The 20,389-nt window shown below is 40.2% G+C and carries 22 protein-coding genes; 12 read left to right on the top strand and 10 right to left on the bottom strand.

What is annotated here, in order from left to right; translation table 11 throughout:
- Positions 1-53: 53 nt before the first annotated feature.
- The 3 genes from PGN18_RS08995 to PGN18_RS08985 all read right to left on the bottom strand — a co-directional run bounded on the left by PGN18_RS08995 (position 54) and on the right by PGN18_RS08985 (position 3,877).
- Entirely contained in the window at positions 54-2,456 is a 2,403-nt protein-coding gene (locus PGN18_RS08995; protein WP_335319116.1) for a glycoside hydrolase family 127 protein, read from the bottom strand.
- Between the two features lie 743 nt (positions 2,457-3,199).
- Complete coding sequence (locus PGN18_RS08990; protein WP_335319115.1) at positions 3,200-3,604, bottom strand: integrase core domain-containing protein; 405 nt, start codon at positions 3,602-3,604, stop codon at positions 3,200-3,202.
- A 15-nt stretch (positions 3,605-3,619) separates the two neighbouring features.
- The gene (locus PGN18_RS08985) at positions 3,620-3,877 is read right to left on the bottom strand and encodes a hypothetical protein (RefSeq protein ID WP_335319114.1); all 258 of its coding nucleotides are present in this window, start codon (positions 3,875-3,877) and stop codon (positions 3,620-3,622) included.
- A gap of 34 nt (positions 3,878-3,911) precedes the next feature.
- Between PGN18_RS08985 and PGN18_RS08980 the strand changes: the two genes are divergently transcribed.
- Both PGN18_RS08980 and mobC read left to right on the top strand, forming a co-directional pair.
- Positions 3,912-4,259 carry a DNA alkylation repair protein gene (locus tag PGN18_RS08980; protein WP_335319113.1) on the top strand — a complete coding sequence of 116 codons (348 nt, stop codon included), beginning with the start codon at positions 3,912-3,914 and terminating at the stop codon, positions 4,257-4,259.
- A gap of 114 nt (positions 4,260-4,373) precedes the next feature.
- Positions 4,374-6,371, top strand: a complete 1,998-nt coding sequence (gene mobC, locus PGN18_RS08975; protein WP_442955345.1) for a conjugal transfer protein MobC — start codon at positions 4,374-4,376, stop codon at positions 6,369-6,371.
- 114 nt (positions 6,372-6,485) lie between these two features.
- Here mobC and PGN18_RS08970 read toward each other — a convergent pair whose 3' ends face one another.
- Positions 6,486-6,776, bottom strand: a complete 291-nt coding sequence (locus tag PGN18_RS08970; RefSeq protein WP_335319112.1) for a winged helix-turn-helix transcriptional regulator — start codon at positions 6,774-6,776, stop codon at positions 6,486-6,488.
- A 182-nt stretch (positions 6,777-6,958) separates the two neighbouring features.
- Between PGN18_RS08970 and PGN18_RS08965 the strand changes: the two genes are divergently transcribed.
- The 9 genes from PGN18_RS08965 (at position 6,959) to PGN18_RS08935 (ending at position 10,714) form a co-directional block, all read left to right on the top strand.
- Complete coding sequence (locus PGN18_RS08965) at positions 6,959-7,465, top strand: serine hydrolase domain-containing protein (RefSeq protein ID WP_335319111.1); 507 nt, start codon at positions 6,959-6,961, stop codon at positions 7,463-7,465.
- A gap of 12 nt (positions 7,466-7,477) precedes the next feature.
- On the top strand, positions 7,478-7,675 hold the full coding sequence (locus tag PGN18_RS08960; protein WP_335319110.1) for a hypothetical protein: 198 nt from the start codon (positions 7,478-7,480) through the stop codon (positions 7,673-7,675).
- 9 nt (positions 7,676-7,684) lie between these two features.
- Positions 7,685-8,071: an NAD(P)H-dependent oxidoreductase gene (locus PGN18_RS08955; protein ID WP_335319132.1), complete on the top strand. Its 387-nt coding sequence runs from the start codon at positions 7,685-7,687 to the stop codon at positions 8,069-8,071.
- Positions 8,068-8,616, top strand: a complete 549-nt coding sequence (locus PGN18_RS08950) for an MFS transporter (protein WP_335319109.1) — start codon at positions 8,068-8,070, stop codon at positions 8,614-8,616. Before PGN18_RS08955 ends, PGN18_RS08950 begins: the two co-directional genes overlap by 4 nt.
- 142 nt (positions 8,617-8,758) lie before the next feature.
- Entirely contained in the window at positions 8,759-9,103 is a 345-nt protein-coding gene (locus PGN18_RS08945; protein WP_335319108.1) for a hypothetical protein, read from the top strand.
- Between the two features lie 230 nt (positions 9,104-9,333).
- Complete coding sequence (locus PGN18_RS22385; RefSeq protein WP_442955344.1) at positions 9,334-9,501, top strand: hypothetical protein; 168 nt, start codon at positions 9,334-9,336, stop codon at positions 9,499-9,501.
- 8 nt (positions 9,502-9,509) lie between these two features.
- Positions 9,510-9,773: an RteC domain-containing protein gene (locus PGN18_RS22380; protein ID WP_442955348.1), complete on the top strand. Its 264-nt coding sequence runs from the start codon at positions 9,510-9,512 to the stop codon at positions 9,771-9,773.
- A 59-nt stretch (positions 9,774-9,832) separates the two neighbouring features.
- Positions 9,833-10,012 carry an RteC domain-containing protein gene (locus PGN18_RS22375; protein WP_442955343.1) on the top strand — a complete coding sequence of 60 codons (180 nt, stop codon included), beginning with the start codon at positions 9,833-9,835 and terminating at the stop codon, positions 10,010-10,012.
- Positions 10,013-10,351: 339 nt separating this feature from the next.
- On the top strand, positions 10,352-10,714 hold the full coding sequence (locus PGN18_RS08935; protein ID WP_335319107.1) for a hypothetical protein: 363 nt from the start codon (positions 10,352-10,354) through the stop codon (positions 10,712-10,714).
- 146 nt (positions 10,715-10,860) lie between these two features.
- Here PGN18_RS08935 and PGN18_RS08930 read toward each other — a convergent pair whose 3' ends face one another.
- From PGN18_RS08930 to PGN18_RS08905, 6 genes are all read right to left on the bottom strand, one after another.
- The gene (locus tag PGN18_RS08930; protein WP_335319106.1) at positions 10,861-11,508 is read right to left on the bottom strand and encodes a hypothetical protein; all 648 of its coding nucleotides are present in this window, start codon (positions 11,506-11,508) and stop codon (positions 10,861-10,863) included.
- A 61-nt stretch (positions 11,509-11,569) separates the two neighbouring features.
- The gene (locus PGN18_RS08925; RefSeq protein ID WP_335319104.1) at positions 11,570-12,148 is read right to left on the bottom strand and encodes a helicase C-terminal domain-containing protein; all 579 of its coding nucleotides are present in this window, start codon (positions 12,146-12,148) and stop codon (positions 11,570-11,572) included.
- 85 nt (positions 12,149-12,233) lie between these two features.
- On the bottom strand, positions 12,234-14,936 hold the full coding sequence (locus PGN18_RS08920) for a hypothetical protein (protein ID WP_335319103.1): 2,703 nt from the start codon (positions 14,934-14,936) through the stop codon (positions 12,234-12,236).
- Between the two features lie 35 nt (positions 14,937-14,971).
- Positions 14,972-16,264 carry an N-6 DNA methylase gene (locus PGN18_RS08915; protein WP_335319102.1) on the bottom strand — a complete coding sequence of 431 codons (1,293 nt, stop codon included), beginning with the start codon at positions 16,262-16,264 and terminating at the stop codon, positions 14,972-14,974.
- Positions 16,251-16,688 carry a DUF1896 domain-containing protein gene (locus tag PGN18_RS08910; RefSeq protein WP_335319101.1) on the bottom strand — a complete coding sequence of 146 codons (438 nt, stop codon included), beginning with the start codon at positions 16,686-16,688 and terminating at the stop codon, positions 16,251-16,253. The genes PGN18_RS08915 and PGN18_RS08910 overlap by 14 nt, the downstream gene beginning before the upstream one ends.
- 400 nt (positions 16,689-17,088) lie before the next feature.
- Positions 17,089-18,624 (bottom strand): IS1182 family transposase, encoded by a 1,536-nt coding sequence (locus tag PGN18_RS08905; protein ID WP_335319100.1) that lies wholly within the window; start codon positions 18,622-18,624, stop codon positions 17,089-17,091.
- 475 nt (positions 18,625-19,099) lie between these two features.
- Between PGN18_RS08905 and PGN18_RS08900 the strand changes: the two genes are divergently transcribed.
- The gene (locus tag PGN18_RS08900) at positions 19,100-20,386 is read left to right on the top strand and encodes a reverse transcriptase domain-containing protein (protein ID WP_335319099.1); all 1,287 of its coding nucleotides are present in this window, start codon (positions 19,100-19,102) and stop codon (positions 20,384-20,386) included.
- Positions 20,387-20,389 lie beyond the last annotated feature (3 nt).

Genomic DNA, 20,389 nt, shown 5'->3' with positions numbered 1-20,389 from the left:
ATAAAAAAACTCCCTAATCTATTGACGAATAGGGAGTTTGTGGTATTTTTTGATTATTCTACTGCCCACTCATGAACACCTGTTGACTGCTCTGCTGGAAGTTTTATTTCCATCCTTAAAGCAGAGGTACTTACCGGCTTAAATTTCATAACATTCCATTTATCCTTACTGATCTCATAAGGGGATACCAATTCTACAGGGAGCCATTGTTCGCCTTTTTTGTATAGAAGCCTGTAAGCGGCAGGAATTCTACAACCACCCCAAGGACCATCATCGTACCAGTATACTTTAGATTGACTAACAGTTTGCTCCGATTGAAAATCGTATTGAAGAAATTCATTGGTGTTTTTTGCAGGCCACCAGTGGAGGTAGGGAAAATTTGTATCTTTTGAGTCGGTAGGTTCATACTGATCTTTGATTGCGGAGAACATTCTCTTGTTTTTTAATGAGCTTGATACCTGACTTCTGCTTGCTATGGTCGGTGCAGGCTTTGGCATAGCTGCTGATTGCTCATAAGGTATCCATACCGTCATTTCACTTGGCCCCCTGTTTGCCCAGGCGTAATATGGAATGGCTTTAACATCTTGATCGGTAACCAAAAGGCTGTCGCTTTTTATTTGCCGTTTTGTGGTTTGACCTTTAATATCGATTACGCCTACGCCATCAAGAAGGTTTTGTTCGAAATGAGAAGAGGCAACCGCATTTTTACCGATCATAATATTTTGTACCAAACTGTCTTTATTGTCTGGGCCTTCAAGGCAGTAAACAACAGGTCCGCGTTGCAGTACAAACCTTGAAGCATCTTCTTTAACATTTTTGTTCGCAATCACTTTGTCGGTTTCGATGGGTAGATTTAAGAAAACTTTATCCCCTTTTTTCCATTTTCTTGTTAAGATAGCATACCCTTTTTCTGTAATGAACGAAGTGGCCACCCCATTGATTGAAATCTTTACGGGAGTTGTTTTTTTAACCATAAAAGAATAGAGACTTCCTGGTGATACCTCTTGAGATGCCCAACCCGGAATCCGGATTTTTACCGTGAAAGCAGCTGTTTTCTCCGGATTGATGTTGATAGTTACATCTCCTTTCCAGGGGTAGTCTGTGGCTTGAGCGATTTCTACATTCGTAATGTCAAGAGCAATTTTACTGGTGTTGCCCATAAATAAGTTAACATACAAGTCATTTTTATCCTGTGCATACACATAGCCTGGTAAAGAAGGTAAAAAGCGGGCCATATTACTGATGCAACATGCACAACTGATCCACGAGCTCCGCTGATGTTGAAACATGGATGCCAATGGGTTTGGATAAAAGAAACGATCGCCACTTAAAGAAACGCCCGATAATAATCCATTATACAAGGTTCTTTCCAGTACGTCAACATATTTGGAATCTCCGTGCAGCAAGAACATTCTTTCATTCCAGTAAACATTTCCAATGGCGGCACAGGTTTCTGCATAAGCAGACATATTTGGTAATTGGTAAGCTTCTCCGAAAGCCTCACCAGCGCCTGTAGCACCAATGCCACCTGTAATGTATAGTTTTTTATTTACTACGTCTCCCCATATATCGTCAATAGCAGAAAGGTATTTCGTATCTCCGGTAAGTGCGGCAATATCTGCCATTCCCGTATACATATAGGCTGCTCTCACGGCATGGCCAACAGCTGTATGCTGATCGGTAACCTTTTCATGCGCCTGATTATATTCATCTCCTTTCGGACCTCTCACATCCAGGAAGAATTTCGCAAGATCCAGGTATTTTTGATTACCGGTAACCCGGTACATTTTAGAAAGCCCGATCTCCACAATCTGGTGCCCCGGGTATTCTTCTATTTTTCCAGGACCGAAGGTATTTACCAATAGATTTGCATTTCTGATGGCAATATTTAGAAATGTCTTTTTGCCAGTTGCCTGATAATGGGCCACAGCTGCCTCATAAAGATGTCCGGAATTATAAAGTTCGTGGCTTAATATCTCTTCCTTTTCCCAGCGTTTAGCGCCGATCCATTCGTGTGGCTTTTTTGCATTTACCGTTCTGAAAGTAAATAAGTATCCATCCGGTTCCTGTGCATCGCCAATTATGCTAATAAGCGTATCTATATAAGCTTCAAGCTTTGGGTTTGCTTTATTCTGAATAGAATACGATGCGCCCTCAATAGCTTTATAAACATCTGTATCATCAAATGGAAATTCACTCATCTTATCCCCACTCATTTTTTTTCCAGCCCTTAAAAAGTTGTCCATCCTGCCATTTGCTTTACATTGCGCAATTACATAGGGGATAGTTACTTTTGCATTGATCTCCATTTTTGGCTGCCAAAAGTTATCTTCTACATGAACCTTTGTAAATGCCACGGGCTTGATCGGATAATCTTTTTTTTGTGCAAATGAATTGAATCCTAGCGAGATCAATAATGTACAAGATACAAGAAGCTGATTTATTTTATTCTTCATGCCTATTTGGTTATTTGTGAATTTCGTGTTCATTAATATAGACCTAACTATGGAAAATAGGATATAAACGGAATAGCAAAACTTTATGGTTATATTTTAAGCCTTACGAAGTTAGCGCATTTGAAGATAAAAGTATTAGTGTTTTTTTTGCAGATTGTAGCAAGATTTTACCTCAAACTGGGTGTGTAAGCAACATTTTACTGCTTTGATATACAAAGATTTGATCTCGAATTTTTGTCTCGATATGAGCTATTTTCTTTGCAAAATAACTTGGATTTTTTTGTTTATTTCAGGCCTTTTAGATTCACAGCATTTCATTTGTCAAACAATTTTGACATCTGTCGAATAGCAAAAAAAGGATTGAGTAAATAACTTTTAAATAAAATTAGTTTGTCTAAAAAGCAACTGTCAAGCAAAGTAATTTTGAATAAATTAAATAATTGGGACGAAAACATTGTATCGCCAGCCTGAAAAGCAAATCATTTTTTACAATGCCAACAGCATTCGGTACCTCATCGAAGATTTAAAATGCAAAACATTTTAATCTTGCTTGAAATATAAAGACTCACCAACTGGATGTATAAAAAGATGAGCAAATTAGACTTTATAGCATAATAGGATTTAATATATTATGCAAAATCGTAATCGAACCTATGATAACTCATAACTAAATTAACAGTAAGAATGAACAGCTGATGATGAGAGAAACTTTAAGTAAAATTGTGGGATTTACAGAGATCGTTTCACTTATATAGCTTAGAATCAAGCAAATAATTTTGCACCTTGATTCTTTCTTTCAAAGGATCATACATGTTACCAACTTCGTCCCATACAGGTGTTTTATCTGCCAGATCATTAACCACTTGCATGGGAGATTTTCCTTTTAAAGAGCTATGTGCCCTAAACCAGTTGTAGTGAAATTGCCATTGCGATAGCAGATTAGGCAAATCTGGGTCCTTAATATCAATAGTCGAATAAAATTCGTCTAAGTCGGTTCTTTGAGTCCTTTCTACTTTCCCGTTAAGGTGTGGAGAGCGCGACTTGATCGGCCGAAACTTAATGCCATACTCCATAAGCTTTTCTTGAAATGTATAGGCGAAAAACTCCTTACCTCTGTCCGTTTGAATGCGTTGTATAGGGAAAGGCATCTGTTCTATTACTGTTTAAAGGAATCTCAAAGTATTAGTTGCTGTTCGCCTGGTGAAGAGTTCAACAACTTTAAAATCAATTGCAGTATATTGATAAAGCTTGCCAGCTATCTTGCAAACATCCATTTGAACGCGGTCGCCAGGTATTGGCCTGTTGTACCGATCTAATCGTTTACGGTAATTTCGCCTAAGTTTTAAGTATTGCCTATTATTTCTGATCAGTAACTTATGGATAGTGGCGGTAGATAAGGTCCGGTCATATAAACGTTTCATTTAGTTGGCAATACTACGGTGGCCGAGCTTTCGGTTGTCTCTTAAATCGACCCAAAGCATTAAGATACTTTCTGATTGGACATCAAACGAAGATGAAAACATCAGAAGATTTACTACCGAAGCAACAAGACCACGTGGAGTATGGTGCGAACACATCGAAGAATTAAAGCAAAATCCCGATTTTGGACTGCCAATATTAGAAGCCCTAAAATCCGACAAATCAAAATATGTGCAAGATAGTGCAGGTAATTGGCTCAATGACGCAAGTAAAACCCGCCCCGATTTTGTAAAGGCACTTTGCAAGCGGTGGGAAAAAGAAAGTGAAACAAAGGAAACAATTTACATTTTAAAAAAAGCCTTGCGCACTATAAATAAGCCGTAAATATTATTAATTTGGTTAAGCCAAATGCTGCCACACAACGCCGCTGGCTGCCACTTTCTTATAGCCACTCCATAGAGCCTTTAAATTCACGCCCGAACATTAAAACTTAAAATAATGCAGGGAGAAGACGATTTAAGAGGGCTTGCCAAGATCATGGCATTTATGCGGGCAGTGAGTATTGTTTTGGTACTGATGCACCTTTATTGGTTTTGCTATGGTTTCTTTTTAGAACGTGGCTGGACGTTGGACGTAATCAACAAGATACTCGGAAATTTCGACCGGACAGCAGGTTTGTTTTCACATACCTTGTATACCAAAGCATTCGCTTTGGTTTTGTTAGCTTTGAGTTGCTTAGGGACGAAAGGCGTAAAGAATGAGAAGATAACCTGGTCTAAAATATACGTGGCTTTGGGCGTGGGTTTTGTGTTATTCTTTCTGAACACACCATTGTTGAAGCTATCCCCGGCAACAGGCACGTTTCTGTATATGCTGACTATCTCTTTAGGTTATATCGCTTTACTGATGGCAGGCGTATGGATGAGCCGCTTGCTCCATACCAACCTAATGGATGACGTTTTCAATAACGAAAACGAGAGCTTCCAACAGGAAACCAAACTGATGGAAAATGAATACTCCGTAAACTTACCCACCAAATTTTACTACAAGGGCAAATGGAATAACGGTTGGATAAATATCGTAAATCCTTTCAGGGCAACTATCGTGTTGGGTACTCCGGGTTCAGGTAAATCCTATGCCATTGTAAACAACTACATCAAGCAGCAGATAGAAAAAGGCTTTAGTATGTACATCTACGATTATAAGTTCGATGACCTTTCTACCATTGCCTACAATCATTTACTGAAGCACCGGGACAAGTATAAAATTCAGCCGAAATTCTATGTTATTAACTTTGACGACCCACGAAAAAGCCATCGTTGCAATCCACTCAATTCAGATTTTATGACGGACATTTCAGATGCTTACGAAGCGGCTTATACGATAATGTTAAACTTAAACCGAAGCTGGATACAAAAGCAAGGGGATTTCTTTGTGGAAAGCCCAATTATCTTACTTGCAGCTATCATTTGGTATCTGAAAATCTACGAGGACGGTAAGTATTGTACATTTCCACACGCTATTGAATTGCTGAATAAAAAGTATTCGGACGTGTTCACAATTTTAACTTCCTATCCTGATTTAGAAAATTATTTATCGCCCTTTATGGATGCTTGGCAAGGCGGTGCTCAAGATCAGCTTCAGGCACAAATAGCATCTGCCAAAATTCCCTTATCAAGAATGATAAGCCCGCAATTGTATTGGGTAATGACAGGAGATGATTTTTCCCTGGACATCAACAGCCCAAAAGAGCCCAAGATTTTATGCGTTGGCAATAACCCCGACCGTCAAAATATTTATTCTGCAGCATTGGGCTTGTACAATTCAAGGATTGTAAAGCTGATCAACAAGAAAGGACAATTAAAAAGTTCGGTTATTATTGATGAACTTCCTACTATTTACTTCAGAGGACTGGATAACCTCATTGCAACGGCGAGGAGTAATGAGGTGGCGGTTCGTTTGGGGTTTCAGGATTTTTCGCAATTAATACGGGATTATGGAGATAAGGAAGCAAAGGTTATTCAAAATACTGTTGGTAACATTTTCAGCGGTCAGGTAATAGGCGAAACTGCCAAAAGCCTTTCGGAACGTTTCGGAAAAGTATTGCAGAAACGCCAGAGCTTATCAATCAACAGGAATGATACTTCAACTTCTATATCGACACAGTTAGATAGTCTGGTACCAGCATCTAAAATTTCCACACTTACCCAAGGTATGTTTGTGGGTTCTATATCAGATAACTTTGATGAACGTATTGAACAAAAGATATTTCACGCCGAAATAGTCGTTGATAATGAAAAGGTCGCTTTGGAAACTAAAGGTTATCAAAAGATTCCGGAAATCCTGTCTTTTGTAGATGAACAGGGAGAGGATAAAATGAAGCAGGAAATTGATAGCAATTATAGACGTATAAAATCGGACATTCTGCATATTGTTGAAAGCGAAATAGAGCGTATCAAGAACGACCCGGATTTGCAGCATTTGATACAGAAATAATATGGAACTGAAAGCGCGTAAAATGAACCGAACCAAATTCCTTGACAGCCTGTGTGAAACACTGATAAAGAAAATTGGACGAGCAGGACGAAAAATGACGATTTACATTTAATATTATTTTGGCGTTTGTGTGTCCATCAATTTTCTATGTTTCCCGCCCCAGTCACTCAATTGTGACCAAATGGGTACTAATTCTTTAGCTATTTCAGTCAGCTCATAGTCCACCCTTGGCGGTACTTCCGGATAAACATTACGCTTCAGCAAGCCTTCCTTTTCAAGCTCTCTTAATTGTAGCGTAAGCATTCGTTCCGTAATGCCGTTAATCTGGTTACGGAGTTCACTAAAGCGTAACTTTCCATTTTCAAGTTTGCATAATATTAATAGTTTCCATCTACCTCCAATCATACAGACTGCATTAGGTTAGGTCACAACCACCGACTATGACCTTTTCGTTCTGCATATTAGTTGAATTTTCTTTTCTTTTTCCCATAACTGACAAATTTGTTCGTACCATACAAATAGGTGTATACTATGCAAACTTAGTGATTACTGAACAATTTTGTGTGTACAATTCAAATAATTTAAAGATGTACAAACAGATTTTTACTTTCATCGCCAGTCTGGTCATACTAAACAGTTCGGCACAAATCACTTTATTAGAAGAAAAATTAGACCACTTATCTAAACAGCTTATTGCTGACAAACAGTGTGGTGTCGGATTGAGTTCCACAACTGCCGATTACGCCAAATTCCTGCAAATGCTTTTAAATAAAGGGATTTACAATGGAAAGAAGTTATTAAGTGCAAAAACCATAGAATTGATGACCACGAACCAGCTTTCAAAAAGCGTCATCACGCAGGGAGACCCCGATTTTCGCTATGGTCTCGGTTTTTGGCTGGTAACAGAAAAAAACAAATTTATCCATTCTGCCAGTGTGGGAGCATTTTTTTGGGGCGGTGCATTCAACACGCATTATTGGGCGGCAGACCCAAAGGAAGATATCATCGGTCTGGTTTTTACACAGGAATATTTGCCGGCTTCCTATTGGGATTTGGGTACACTGTACAAGAACGTAATTTATTCTTCTTTCTAAAATCCCAATTTAATGAAGCACATATTTATTATTAATGGTGGGCAAATCTATGCACAGTCCAAAGGTAATTTCAATAAAGTGATAGCTCAACAATCTTACTTGTTTTTCAAAGAGCAAATGGAAACCATAGTCCAAACAACGGACATTAACGAGCCATATAACATCGACATTGAAATTCAAAAATTCATTGAAGCAGATTTTATTATCTAACATACTCCGATTTGGTGGATGCAACTTCCTCACGGACTGAAAAAATACTTGGATGAAGTATTGAATGCAGGCAGGAACAAAGGGATATGGACCGGGGATGGACGTTCTTCCGCAAATCCTAAAATCAAATACGGAACAGGAGGACTTCTGAATGGCAAACGATACATCGTTACGACAACTTGGAATGCTCCTGCAACGGCATTTACATTGCCTGACGAGTTTTTTAATCAGACTGCTGTAGATGACGGCATCCTTTACGGTTTTCATAGGATGAATGCTTTTATCGGGTTGGAACATATTGACAGTTTCCATTTCCACGACATTGTGAAAAATGGAGATTTTGACAGGGACATACAATCATATAGAGAATTTTTAAAACGGAATTTTAAGCAATGAAAAAGTACGCATACATAGGAGCATTGGGGTTTTTGGCGGTCATTACGACAGAGTTTGGTATCATCGGTATTTTGCCGCAGGTAGCAAAGCATTATCATATCAGCATTAACAAAGCAGGATATTTATTGGGTGCTTTTGCATTGATGATCGCTCTTACCGGACCATTTATGACTTTACTGGCATCGGGCTTCGACCGCAGGAAAGCGATGTTGACGGCTATCTTTATTTTTCTCATTACAGGCGTTGTATCTTCATTTTCGCCGCCCTTTTGGTTGTTGATGTGCGTTAGCATATTGCCAGCGTTTTTACAGCCTGTTTACATTGCAACGGCTTTATCAGTAGCAGTCTCGCAAGGCAATAAACAGAACGAGAACGAATTGATGAGCATCGTATTCAGTGGCGTTGCCATTGCAATGGTTACGACCGTTCCGTTCGCCACCTATATAGCCAGCCTTTTTCCTAGGAATATTCGTTTGTGGTACAGGCAACCATCAGTGTTGTGGCATTGCTGGCTATTTACTCTGTGTTGCCACCAATGCCTGTAAAAGAGAAAAAGTCCTACGGAAGCCAGTTGAAAATACTGACCAAACCAACGTTCATTGTTAGTACGGCAATGAATTTCTTTATGATTGCAGCTTGGTTTTCCACCTATAGTTATTTGCTGATTATCTGAATAAAGCCAAAGATATGAACAGCACAATGGTCAGTTATATGTTGTTTGTATTTGGCATTATCGGTGTGCTTGCCAGCTGGACAGCAGGTAAAATGCTGAATAAAAACATCACCTATACAGCAGCTTTTTTTCTTTCGGGGACTATAATAGTGCCTATACTCCTGCACTTTTCGGGAGGCAATACCATTGCAACTATTATCGTAATCGCCTTATGGGGCTTTCTGTATTCGCCAAGCTTTCTGAATGCCTCTACCTATATGATTTCTTCCGCACCCGAAGCAATGGAGTTTGCCAATAGTCTGGCTACCTCATTTGGTAATTTGGGTGTAACTGTGGGACGACCGTGGGCGGTTGGATAATCGTTACAAAAGGTGTACAATATACGCCGTGGTTAACACTGACTTTTGGTCTTTTAGCCTTTTCGATGATACTGTTAAGAAAATTTATCGAAAGAAAAAAGTCCATTACTAAAGGCTGACAAATTACAAGCTAAGACATCAATTATCGAAATCAAAAAAATGTATAAAGCCTAAATTTAACGGTTTAGGCTTTTTTATTAGCCAAACGTAAAGACTTTCAAAATAACCGAATGGATAAATTTTACAATGAAACATATCTTAAACTCAAAACTGCAATCGAAGAACTGGAGATTGAAACTGACAGCCTTGTAAAAAGAATTGAAGCGGTTATTCAGCTTATCATTCAAAGCATTTCGGATTTAAAGGAGTTTGTACTGAAAACGACTTTAAGAATGTAGAAGAGGAAATCCATTTTTTCAAATACCAAAAACCTGTTATTGTTTCAAAGCTCATCTACTATAATGCCGTCTATAAAATAGAAACGAGAAAGCCTTACGGAGCCAAACGTATCAGGAAATATTTTACCAAAGAACTCAAAAAGCTAAAAAGGTTCTTTGATAACAACCTTGATTTTTACAAATATTACCGTAGCAATAACTCTTTCCTCGATGAGAAATTTTTTGTGCGGGGAAAACACGATATAACGTTAAGGCTACGGAAAATTTGTTAAAATGGGCAGCAAACAAGACAGTAATGGCTGAACTCATTTATGAGCTGTATTCCTAAGATGTGTTTAACAATGGGAGTCCAGATATAAAATTGATTGCAAAAACCTTTGAAGATGCTTTTACTATTGACTTAGGGGATTTTTACCACACTTTCATTGAATTGAAGGCACGTAAGATGAATAGAACCAAATTCCTTGATAGCCTCTGTGAAGCACTGATAAAGAGCATGGACGAAATATAAAAGTTGCAAACCATTATAAGCAGATAAACAGCACATTATTCCGATAATCTGAATAGAACTGGATTGTATAGGAACCGCCTATATTATATTAGAGAAATTTAGAGCTAACTGAAATCTGAATTAAATTGATAGTAATGACTATCAAATAAAAATTTTAATCTTCAAATCATTCCATCTATTTATCGGATCAGCCTTGGTCTCTTTTATTAAATGACTAATAACGCCAATTATAATAAGACGCGAAGTCAATATATTTGGAACATTTATTGTGATAAATAATGTGGAATTTAAGCTTTTGTGGCATCTTTTTTGAAAACTAGTGATAAACATTTAAAAGATATGAACATCAAATCAGTTTTATTATCAGCCACTGTATGTGCTTTTTTAGGAGCATGCACTATGCAGAAAAATACTTCAGACCAAAGTATGAATGCCTGCAATACTTCCGCAGCAATTACAAAAACACTAACAGACCAGAAGGGAACAATTGTTAAAGACGAAAAAAGCGGCCGTTATGCGCTAAGGGTAGTAACTCCCGGAACTATTGACGAAGTTTCAATGTACCTGATCTGCAATCCAGACTCATCGTTGACGAAAGAAGGCAACATGGCAACGTTATCAGGTAATGTAAGAGCTTCTAAGCAAATGTCTAATATGGGCGGCTTGACCTATTACGATTTCGAGGTTACAAAGGGACAATAGGTAGATAGTAACTTTTAATAAAATAGCCTGATGCCATTTAGTTTTAGCATTAGGCTATTTGTAAAGGAAAAGTTGGTAATTGCCATAACTTTTAAAAGTCCAATAATGTAGCGATTTGAATTTTATTCCAAACTCTTGATACACATTTATAGACGGAAATTATTTCTAACTGATATATTTTGTGAATTTTTTGCTATATCTTCAACTGTTTCGTTTTTTTCTTGCTGTTGATTTTTCGGTGTAATGGATAGCTGTATTTTCCTTTCAACAGCAGCTAGTTCCGTTTTAAGTTCGCTTAACATGCTTTCCTTAGTCCAGGCTCCGTTAACCACATCCTGAAGAATAGGCAGGCCTTTACGTATTTCAGCAATCTTCTTTTGTTCCTGTTCGATATAGCCCGGTAATTTCTCCAATGCGTTAAGGAAATTCATAGCCGCCATCTTCTCTTCTTTGGCGATAATACCGTTATTGTAGGTGTATTTGATGTTTCCTTCTCCCTGTACCAAAAAACGGTTTATCCGAATATTCACACCCGCTTTTTCAGACACCTCGGTTTTAACCAACAAGGAAAATCCGTACAGGCTCCCAATTTCCTCATACTGACCTCCGGTGCGGGCTTTGTCCGCAAGCTGGTTGAGCTTTTTACCGATTTGTTTTACATCGGCATTAGGCGGTAAGCCCTCCAACTGCACAGGGTTGGCAACAGTGCCGTCTGGATGTTTTTGTATGCGACCTTGTAAATTATCCCAATCGAGGCTCAACCGGTTCAGACGGGACCCGGCACTTTCGAGCATTTCCGTACAGTCTTGCAACTTGTATTTGGCACTGAACTTGGAACGGTTGAACGCCTGCTTTTCACTTTCTAGTCCGGTAATCTGTTTCTCCCAGCTTGGCTTTATCCAACAGGTCGGTGTTTCCCGACAGGATAGCCACATATTCCGAAAAGTTCATTCCCGATTTTTCATCCATACTGCCTTCATCAATGGTGCGCTTGCCAAGGTTATTAGTTTTTAATTGATCTATAAATAGCTGCTTATTGTATAGCAGGTTAAATTTATAGCTATCCAGTGATTTTTCTACGGCGTAAATAATGACGTCCACTTTATTATTGGCAAAGAACTTGGCAATCTCATTGCCTTTGCGGATAGCCCGACCGTCCCTTTGGGCAAGGTCGCTCGGTCGCCAAGGCGTATCTAAGTGATGAACAGCCACAGCTCTTTTCTGTGCGTTCACTCCTGTACCGAGCATACTTGTTGAGCCAAACAGCACACGAATTTTCCCCTCATTCATCCCTATGCTCAATTCCTTACGCCCCTTATCATTTTTGGCTTCCTGTATAAAGCGGACTTCGTGCGCAGGGATGCCGTGATCTTCCACGAGCTTGCGTTTGATTTCGAAGTACACATTCCATTCGCCCGGCTTATAAGTTCCCAAATCGGAGAAAACGAACTGTGTTCCTTTCTGTGCATTGTACTCTTTGTAATATTTTGCAATGTTCGTTGCGCAATGTGAAGCTTTGTTATCGGGGATGGTCTTCGTACCTGCCGCTTACCATACGCATATCGAGGGACATTTTACGGGCATAGTCGGTAGCAATGAGCATCTTTGCCTTTTCTTCGCTTTGAGATAAGGGAGGTCTGCCCAATAATTCTGCATTCCCTGTTTTGGCAAAGTCCATCAGGTTTTTAATAAATACTTCCTGGTCAGGCGTAGGCGGTATCTTATACAATACCTCGTTCTTAACAGGACGGTCAATGCCTATATCTTTTGCCGTTCGGTAGTCCGTTATTTCAGAATAGAATTGAGCCAGTTCCGGCACTTTAATGAAGTAGCGGAAACGCTCTTTTGCCACAATATTGTTAGCCACTGAAAATTCATAATCGGTGATTTTCCTTGCGTAGATAGCTGCCCAGGCATCGAATGAATTGATACCTTGTTTTTCCATCGCTCTTGGTCGTAGGTATTTAAACAGCAGGTACAGCTCCGTTAAGGAATTGCTGATGGTGGTTCCCGAAAGAAAGGTGGCTCCCATATCCGCATTAATGCGCTCTTGTACGGTACGGATAGCAAACAGCAGGTTCATTGCCTTTTGGCTACCGTCCACGTTCCCCAATCCGGCAACCCGCGAGTGCCTTGTATTGAACATCAGGTTTTTGAATTGGTGGCTTTCATCAACAAACAAATGGTCTATGCCCATCATCTTGAAGTCCACCACATCATCCTTGCGGTTCTCAATGTCGTATTGCAGGGTTTTGAGTTTTACTTCAAGGTTCTCTTTATGCTTGATTACTCCGGCGAGCATTCCCCTGGTCACTTCTTTGCCTTGCGACTGCAGGGCATCAAGGTTACGCTCCACGCTCTCCAGTTCGAGTTCAAGAATTTCTGTTTGTATTTCGGGCGACTGCGGGATCATCCCGAATTGGTCGTGCGTGAGTATCACGCAATCCCATTCGTTGTTTTTAATATCGCCGAAAATGCGCAGGCGTTTTTGCGGCGTAAAATCTTCTTTGCCCGGAAAAAGAATTTTGGCGTGTGGGTAAGCGGTGCGGTAGGCTTCAGCAATTTCGTGAACGTTGCTCTTCAGCCCGATAATCATTGGCTTGTGCGCCAGTCCCAACCGCTTCATTTCCTGTGCGGCGGTACACATCACCAACGTTTTTCCTGCGCCTACTTCGTGGTCGCAGATAGCACCGTTATTCAGCTTTATCATCCAAACGGTGTCCTTTTGGCTAGAATACAGGTCTTGAATACCTAATGCCTTACGGTCAAGTCCCGGAAAGTCCTGATGCGTTCCGTTGTAATTTGGGCGCACGAAGCAGTTAAAGGTATCATTATATTGATCGGTTAGCCTTGTTTTAAACTCATCGTTTTGGGCATGAAGCCACTCACTAAAGGCGGTTCGAATTTCGTCAATCTTGGTATTAGCCATTTGTATAGCTTCCATATCACGCACCCTTACTTCCTGGTCGCCAGCCATTATTTTTTTGGTAATGTCGGGCGTGGTGTTGACGAGCGCGTGTTTGAGCAAGGCAATCCCGTCAAATGTCCGGCTTTCGGATTTGACGGCATATTTCTCCCATATATTCATATTGCCCTGATGACACTTTACGGAAAAGTCATCGGAGCTTTCGGAGTAATGTATTAATACGTCCGCATCGAATAAATGGGAAGCAAAGCAGACATAAATACCAGTGGGTATCCAACGTTCGCCGAGGTTGAAGTCCAGTTCTTCAAACTCGATACGTCTTGGTCGGGCTTCATCCAATACGGTAAGGCTTGCTTTAGCCTGGGCATCATCGGGATTGTTTTCGATGTAAGTTCTTACGCCCTCTGCTTTCTCCACGACGTTGCCTGCAATCCAGCGTTCGGATATTTCATATTCCTTTTGCAGAGGATTGTAGTAAATACGACCGTGTAAGGCTTCTATTAGAGCATCATCGGTCATACTGGTGAGTTCGGACATATAACCCAAATCCACACCACCGTATCTGTTTAGTGATGCCGCTAACGCTTCATCAGAATTGTTTGCTTTTATCGTTACGGTAGAGAAACTTACAGGGTGGCTGAAGTTATCCGCCTTGCGCACCACGCCGCCGACCACACGTTCCAGATAGGGGATTTCCTTACCGGAACTATCCGTTTTAATGAGCTTAATGTTATCGGCGCTATTGAGATTGCCGTATCTTTTGACAAAGGCATCATAAAGGCGGTTCAGCGTTTCCCTTTCTTCTTTGTGCTCGGTTTGAAGTTCTGTTTCTTTAATGTAAAGCTGTTGGTAAATATCCCGCACTTCAACATATGCTTCGGCTCTTGTCCGCTGTGCGGCAGACAATTTAAGCGGGTGGAATGTAGCCATACCATTAGTATCTAAATCTAAATCCTGCAAATGACCGACCCAACCTTTATGAACCACAAGGCAATCGTTTCGATGGAACGATTGCAGTTTGCCCTCATACGGAGCTGATTCGGGAATGGTATCGTAAACGGGTGGCCCGTCAGCCTGGCCATTCCCGTTTATACCTGAAAAAAGATCGCCGACGGCTTCTTGTTTTTGGCCATTCGGTGTCGTACTTTCCTTAGCAAACTTATTGGTAACGGGCGGTGAATAAGGCAGCTGCATCGCACTGAACAGGTCGGTTTGGAGACCTATCGCACGGCTGCTTTTATTGGTGCTTTGCCTTTTGGTTTGGGTAGCTCTTTTCGGTGGAGCAAGAACCGCCACGGGTTCTTCTATATTTTCAAACAGGTCGAAAATGCTTAATTGTTTTCCTGCGGGCTATTTCCATTGATTACCGGAGCGGATAAAGGCTGTCTTTCCCGCCCAATGCTTAAGGATTCGATAACCGGAGGTATAACCTTTGGTTCAACCGGAATTTGTAACAGAGGCTCAGCGTTCCGCTCGCCCCTATACAGCCCCAAATTCAGGTGCTTTCCAAAATCATCGGAAAGCATTTGTCGCAGGTCTTTGGCAATTCCGCTGGCGCCATCTCTATGCGTATAGATGAGCGCAGGTTGCCCATACGGGTCGGTGTCTAATCTACTCCCGGTATGCACAATCCTTGTGCTGTCCCGAAACAAGGCATTGCCAGGCGTATTGTATTCGGTTGGACTACTTTGGCAAAACAGATCTTCCCTTTCGGTCAGGCCTTGTTTTGCGGTGTTCCTTTGAAGGACAATCAAATCACTGCCCACTTCAGTACCTGCATATTCTGTAAACAGGTTATTAGGCAGGCGGATAGCCGCTACCAAGTTGTTATCCTTCATCAAAGCCCCGCGTATGGGTTCGTTCTTCGGGCTGTTCAATATGCCTTGCGAAATGATATAGGCTAAAATGCCGCCCTCACGAAGCGTATCAGCACCTTCCAGAAAGAAATAATTATGGATGCTTCGGGCATCCTGAACTTTTACCGTGTCTTTGCTTCTGGAATAAGAAAGGTCGAATACAGAAGTATCGCCGAACGGGATGTTGCTGGCGATTACATCATAGCTGTTTTGCTCCCTCTCGGGTATTTCTTCAAAGCCACTTACACGGATACCAGCTTCGGGATAAAGCTGTTTTAGGATTTTGCCTGTGAGCAAATCCTTTTCATAAGCGGTAACGCTTGCTTTTTGATTTTCTGAAAAGGATTCTATAAACGAACCAATACCTGCGGAGGGTTCGAGGAATTTCTGAATGTTCAGACCGCTTTCACGCAGAGTTGCGGAAATCGCATCTATGACTTGGGGTGGTGTGTAAAAAGCCGTCAACACGGAACTCTTCATACTATCAACGTATCTGCGGTATTGTTTATCATCCCCAGAATTTTCTTTGAGAAGCTGATGGAGTTCCTGCGTGATTGGGAAAAGATCGTGTTCCGTCTTTCTCCAATTATTGACATCTATTTCATTCTCTACGGGGTTTAGAATGAATTTAAGACCGCCAAATCCGCTGTATTGCATCATGAGCAGTCTTTCGCCTACGGTAGCTCTTCGGTTCTCCTTTTCAAGTGTAAAAACAATTCGCAGGGCATCAATGTTCTGTTGGAGATGCCTAAGTTTACTGAAGCCCATTTTCCTCTATCCATATTGCGATGGTTCCGGTCAGTTCGGTATAGAGGAGGTCAAACTCTGTGTCATATGGGAAATCATCGGTTAGCTCATAGTTGGAGAAAACAGGCTCACAGACAGGAAACATTTTCAGGGCGAATGGTCGCAGTTCCTCGTCTGCCATAATAGTATCAAACTCATTGCACACGACTCCAAAAACCGTATCGAATTTGGAGAAATGCAAGCCCTCAAACAGAATGTAATCGGCTATCTCATTACATTGCTCTACGGCGTTTCCTGAACGGAACGCGGCCTCGTAGGCGTTTGCCGCCCACGAAGTACGCTGCTCGATGAATTTTTGGTCGTTTGCCTTTTCGGGGAAGCTGCTGTTTAATAATTCTTGCAGTCGTAATCTGAAATACGATAGGTCTTTTTGCTGTGTATCCATACTATAATTATGTTTAGAATTTTACTTAAATTCTAAAATTATAACAGTAGGTAAGTCTTTTAATAATGTGGTTGGGTTTGGCTTTAAGAGGTAGGATTTGGCGTAAAGAATAATATAAACATAAAGGAAATTAATTCTTGTTTTCTATATATCATGCTTTGAGTAAGAATGAAATACGTATAGCATTTATTTTGGAGGTAAGGGTATTAAAACTAACAAACTGTAATTAATACTTTCAAAGGCTTGATCGAGAGGCTGTATCATTGAAGAAATGATCAGCCTCTTTTTTTATACTCTATTTTCCTGACTATTTAGTTTGTGAGAGACTTAGGTTTCTTTCCTAAGTTTACAAATGATTTCTAAGACTGTTTTTTTGATAAACAGACTGTTGCGGACTTTTTTAAGCTGCCTTTTTCCTTAAGTTCTGTGCGATTGCCAATAACCCCCATTCTATTTCTACTTTTGCCTTACCACGTAGCATGAATCTTCGGAACCCATGGTTCTGCTTGATATTTGCGAAGACTGGTTCCACATCAAAGCACCGCTTTTTCCGATGCCTTATCCCTTCTTCGGTATTCAACAACTCGTGGGCACGCTGTTTTTGCCTTCTCAAGCTCACGTTCACCTCAATGACCCGGTTGCCTTTCGACTTATGACATGCCCCGTTTAGCGGGCAGTTTTTGCAGTTTTCAGCCTGGTATCTTCTATAGGTTTGTGTAAAGCCCGTACTGGTTTTATTTATTGTATCACCTATATAATGCATTTGCTGTCCCATCGGGCAGATATAGGCATCTTGCTGGTCATCATAGAACAACTTCTCTGCCGCAAAAGGGAACTTGTTGCCATAGTTAGCATTCTGCCCTTTATCAAAGCTGTTGTATTTCACATATCCTGTCATCTGTTTTGCTTCCAGCAAACTATAGTTTTCTTCCGATCCATATCCTGCATCTGCTGTCAATACTTTTGGTACGCTACCAAAACTGCTCTGGTGCTGTTCCAGATGGCTTTTTAGAGTAGTCGTATCGGTCGGGTTGTGGTGGATCGTATAATTGACGATAAACTGGTTGGAGCTGGAGATCTGCACGTTATACCCAGGTTTAAGCTGCCCGTTCAACATGTGGTCTTCCTTCATCCTCATGAAGGTGGCATCGGTATCGGTTTTACTGTAGCTGTTTCTTGTCTCCAGAATAGCTTCCTGCTGCTCGTACTTTTCAATGTTTGCGGGGAAGTTCTTGTTGATGTAGCGAAGTTTGGCTTTTACTTTCTTATCCACCTGATCATTATCTGCCAGCACTTTGTTTAGTTTCTCAACCGTCGCCTTCACGCTTTCTTTATTGATATGGGTTGCAGTAGGTGGGTCTGGCATCAGGTCTTCATCTGCTGCAATATGCTGGGCATAGTTCCAGATCTCTTCCAGCTGATTTTTCATCTTTTCCTTGTTGGTCTGAATCGATTTCTTCCAGACAAAGGTATATTTATTGGCATTGGCCTCGATCTTGGTCCCATCGGTATAGACCTGGTCGATGCTCAGCAGGCCTTCTTCGGCCAGAAGTTTTACAACCTCTTCAAATACACTTCTAAGGGCATGTTTAAGACGTACCCCACGAAAGCGGTTGATCGTATTGTGGTCGGGTTTGCTCATCGCACTCAGCCACATGAACGGGATCCTTTCCCGACAGGCCTCGGCCAGCTTGCGGCTGGAATAGATGTTGGTTACATATCCATATACCAATACCTTTAAAAGCAGTAGTGGGTGATAGTTGGAACCTCCGCGCACATGATAGGCTTTCAGTAGCGGTTCAATATTGATCGCGTTGATCACATCATTGACAACCCTAACGGTATGGTCCGCTGGTATCAACTCGTCAAAACTGGGAGGAAGTGCCATCAGCTGGTTCTGCTGATAGGGTCTAAAAATAGGTTTTCTTGCCGCCATAACTGCTTCTGTTATGACTTAAATATATGAAAATCAGTTGATTAAAACAGATAAAACGTAAACAAATATTAAGATAAAATGCTAATAGCTAGCCCTATATCAAATTGTGCTAAATGAAAAAGAGGCTGATACCATGATTTATGATACAGCCTCTTCTACCTTTCGTTCTGCTGTTCATTTTTAGATTACCATATGTTCTGGGGGATTAAGGTTTTATATGATGGGATTTGTTGGGTATTTTTCAGCGTTTAAAGTCTATCTCGAAGGGTGTTGAAAAGCGACTCACCAAATCATTCACCTTTTTGTCTATATTTTTAAGTTGCAATTGCTATAAAATTAAATATAACTTTTTTTTAAAAAATCTCATCAAATATTAGGAAGTGAGTCGAACGTATACTAATATTTTTCTACAGCACACAACCATACTACATATCTTATTTTTAATTCTTATTTTCGCTAAGTCCAAAATTTTTCCATGTCTCTCAATTTACTCTCTCAACTAGCATCAAAAGGAAATCTATTACATGCATGGAATCTTTTAAAAAAGGACAATGAAGACTCTCGCGGTCTATCTGGTATAACTATATTACAATTTGCCGAAAATCTAGACGCAAATTTAGAAAAAATATCCGCAGACCTTTCTAACGGAACATTCAAATTCCAGCCTACTAGAGCAGCAATTATAAAAAAAGATAATGGAAAGTTTAGACCTCTCCAAATTCCCGAGATAAGTGATAGGGTTGTTTTGAAATCATTATCAGCTATTTTAGAGACAAATTTCGAACAAGTTTTAAATGAAAGTCAAGGAATAAGTTTTGCTTATCAGCGGGGATTAGGTATTAGAGAGGCTGTATTAGCTATGAAGGCAATCTATCGCCAGTCTGGTAAGGTCATACTTAAAGCAGACATAATTAATTTCTTCGAAGAAGTAAAAAAAGATTCATTATTGCACGATTTGATTTATCCTAATTTACCAGACAAATCACTAAATCCTTTAATCGCTGCTTCCTTGTCGCAAAAAGTTGGTGGTTTAAATAAATTGAGCAAAGCGCATCGGAAATTATTCAAGAATGCAGGTAAGGGCATTCCTCAAGGCAATCCACTTTCACCTATCCTTTCTAACCTTTATCTCTCAACTTTTGATTTACACATGAAAGAAAAGGGGTATCCAATGATTAGGTATGCAGACGATTTTGTGGTTGTTTTTAAATCAGAAGAGGAGGCAAGAACTGGATATGAGGAAATTAAAAACTTCCTGACTGAAAATTATGCACTAAATATCCACCCGTTAGAAACCAACAATGGAAAAACAGTGATCATCTATCCAGAACAAGCAGATTTTGGTTTTCTTTCAATCAAGTTCGATGGTGAACATGTATACCCTAGTAGAGAAACCTTAGGTTTTTTAAAAGGTAAATTAAAGCAGACCATAAACGCTATTGAAATTGGTGTTACACCACTTAGTGAAATTGAAAAAGTAATTGAAAAATGGATTGCCATTTATTCTTATACCGATGTTGAGAGATACTTTGAAGAAATCGACATGTATGTCAACTCAAAGCTTGAAAGACATTTTCGAAGCAGTCGTTACAAAATTAAGAAATGCCGCAAGCTTGCATATAGGGTCAGAGTTAGGCAACATGACAAGAGTACACACAGCTTTTGGCGAAATACTAAATTAAAGGATATTTTACCGGCATTTATAAAGAAAATCCGATCCGTACGGAAGCAAGTTTCTGTCGGAAAGCAGAGAAAAGGTTAATAT

Origin of the sequence: Pedobacter terrae, assembly GCF_036946585.1 — a bacterium.
GTDB classification, from domain to species: domain Bacteria; phylum Bacteroidota; class Bacteroidia; order Sphingobacteriales; family Sphingobacteriaceae; genus Pedobacter; species Pedobacter terrae_C.
The sequence above is the reverse complement of the archived record's forward strand: the minus strand, read 5'-3'. Positions and strand labels throughout refer to the sequence as shown.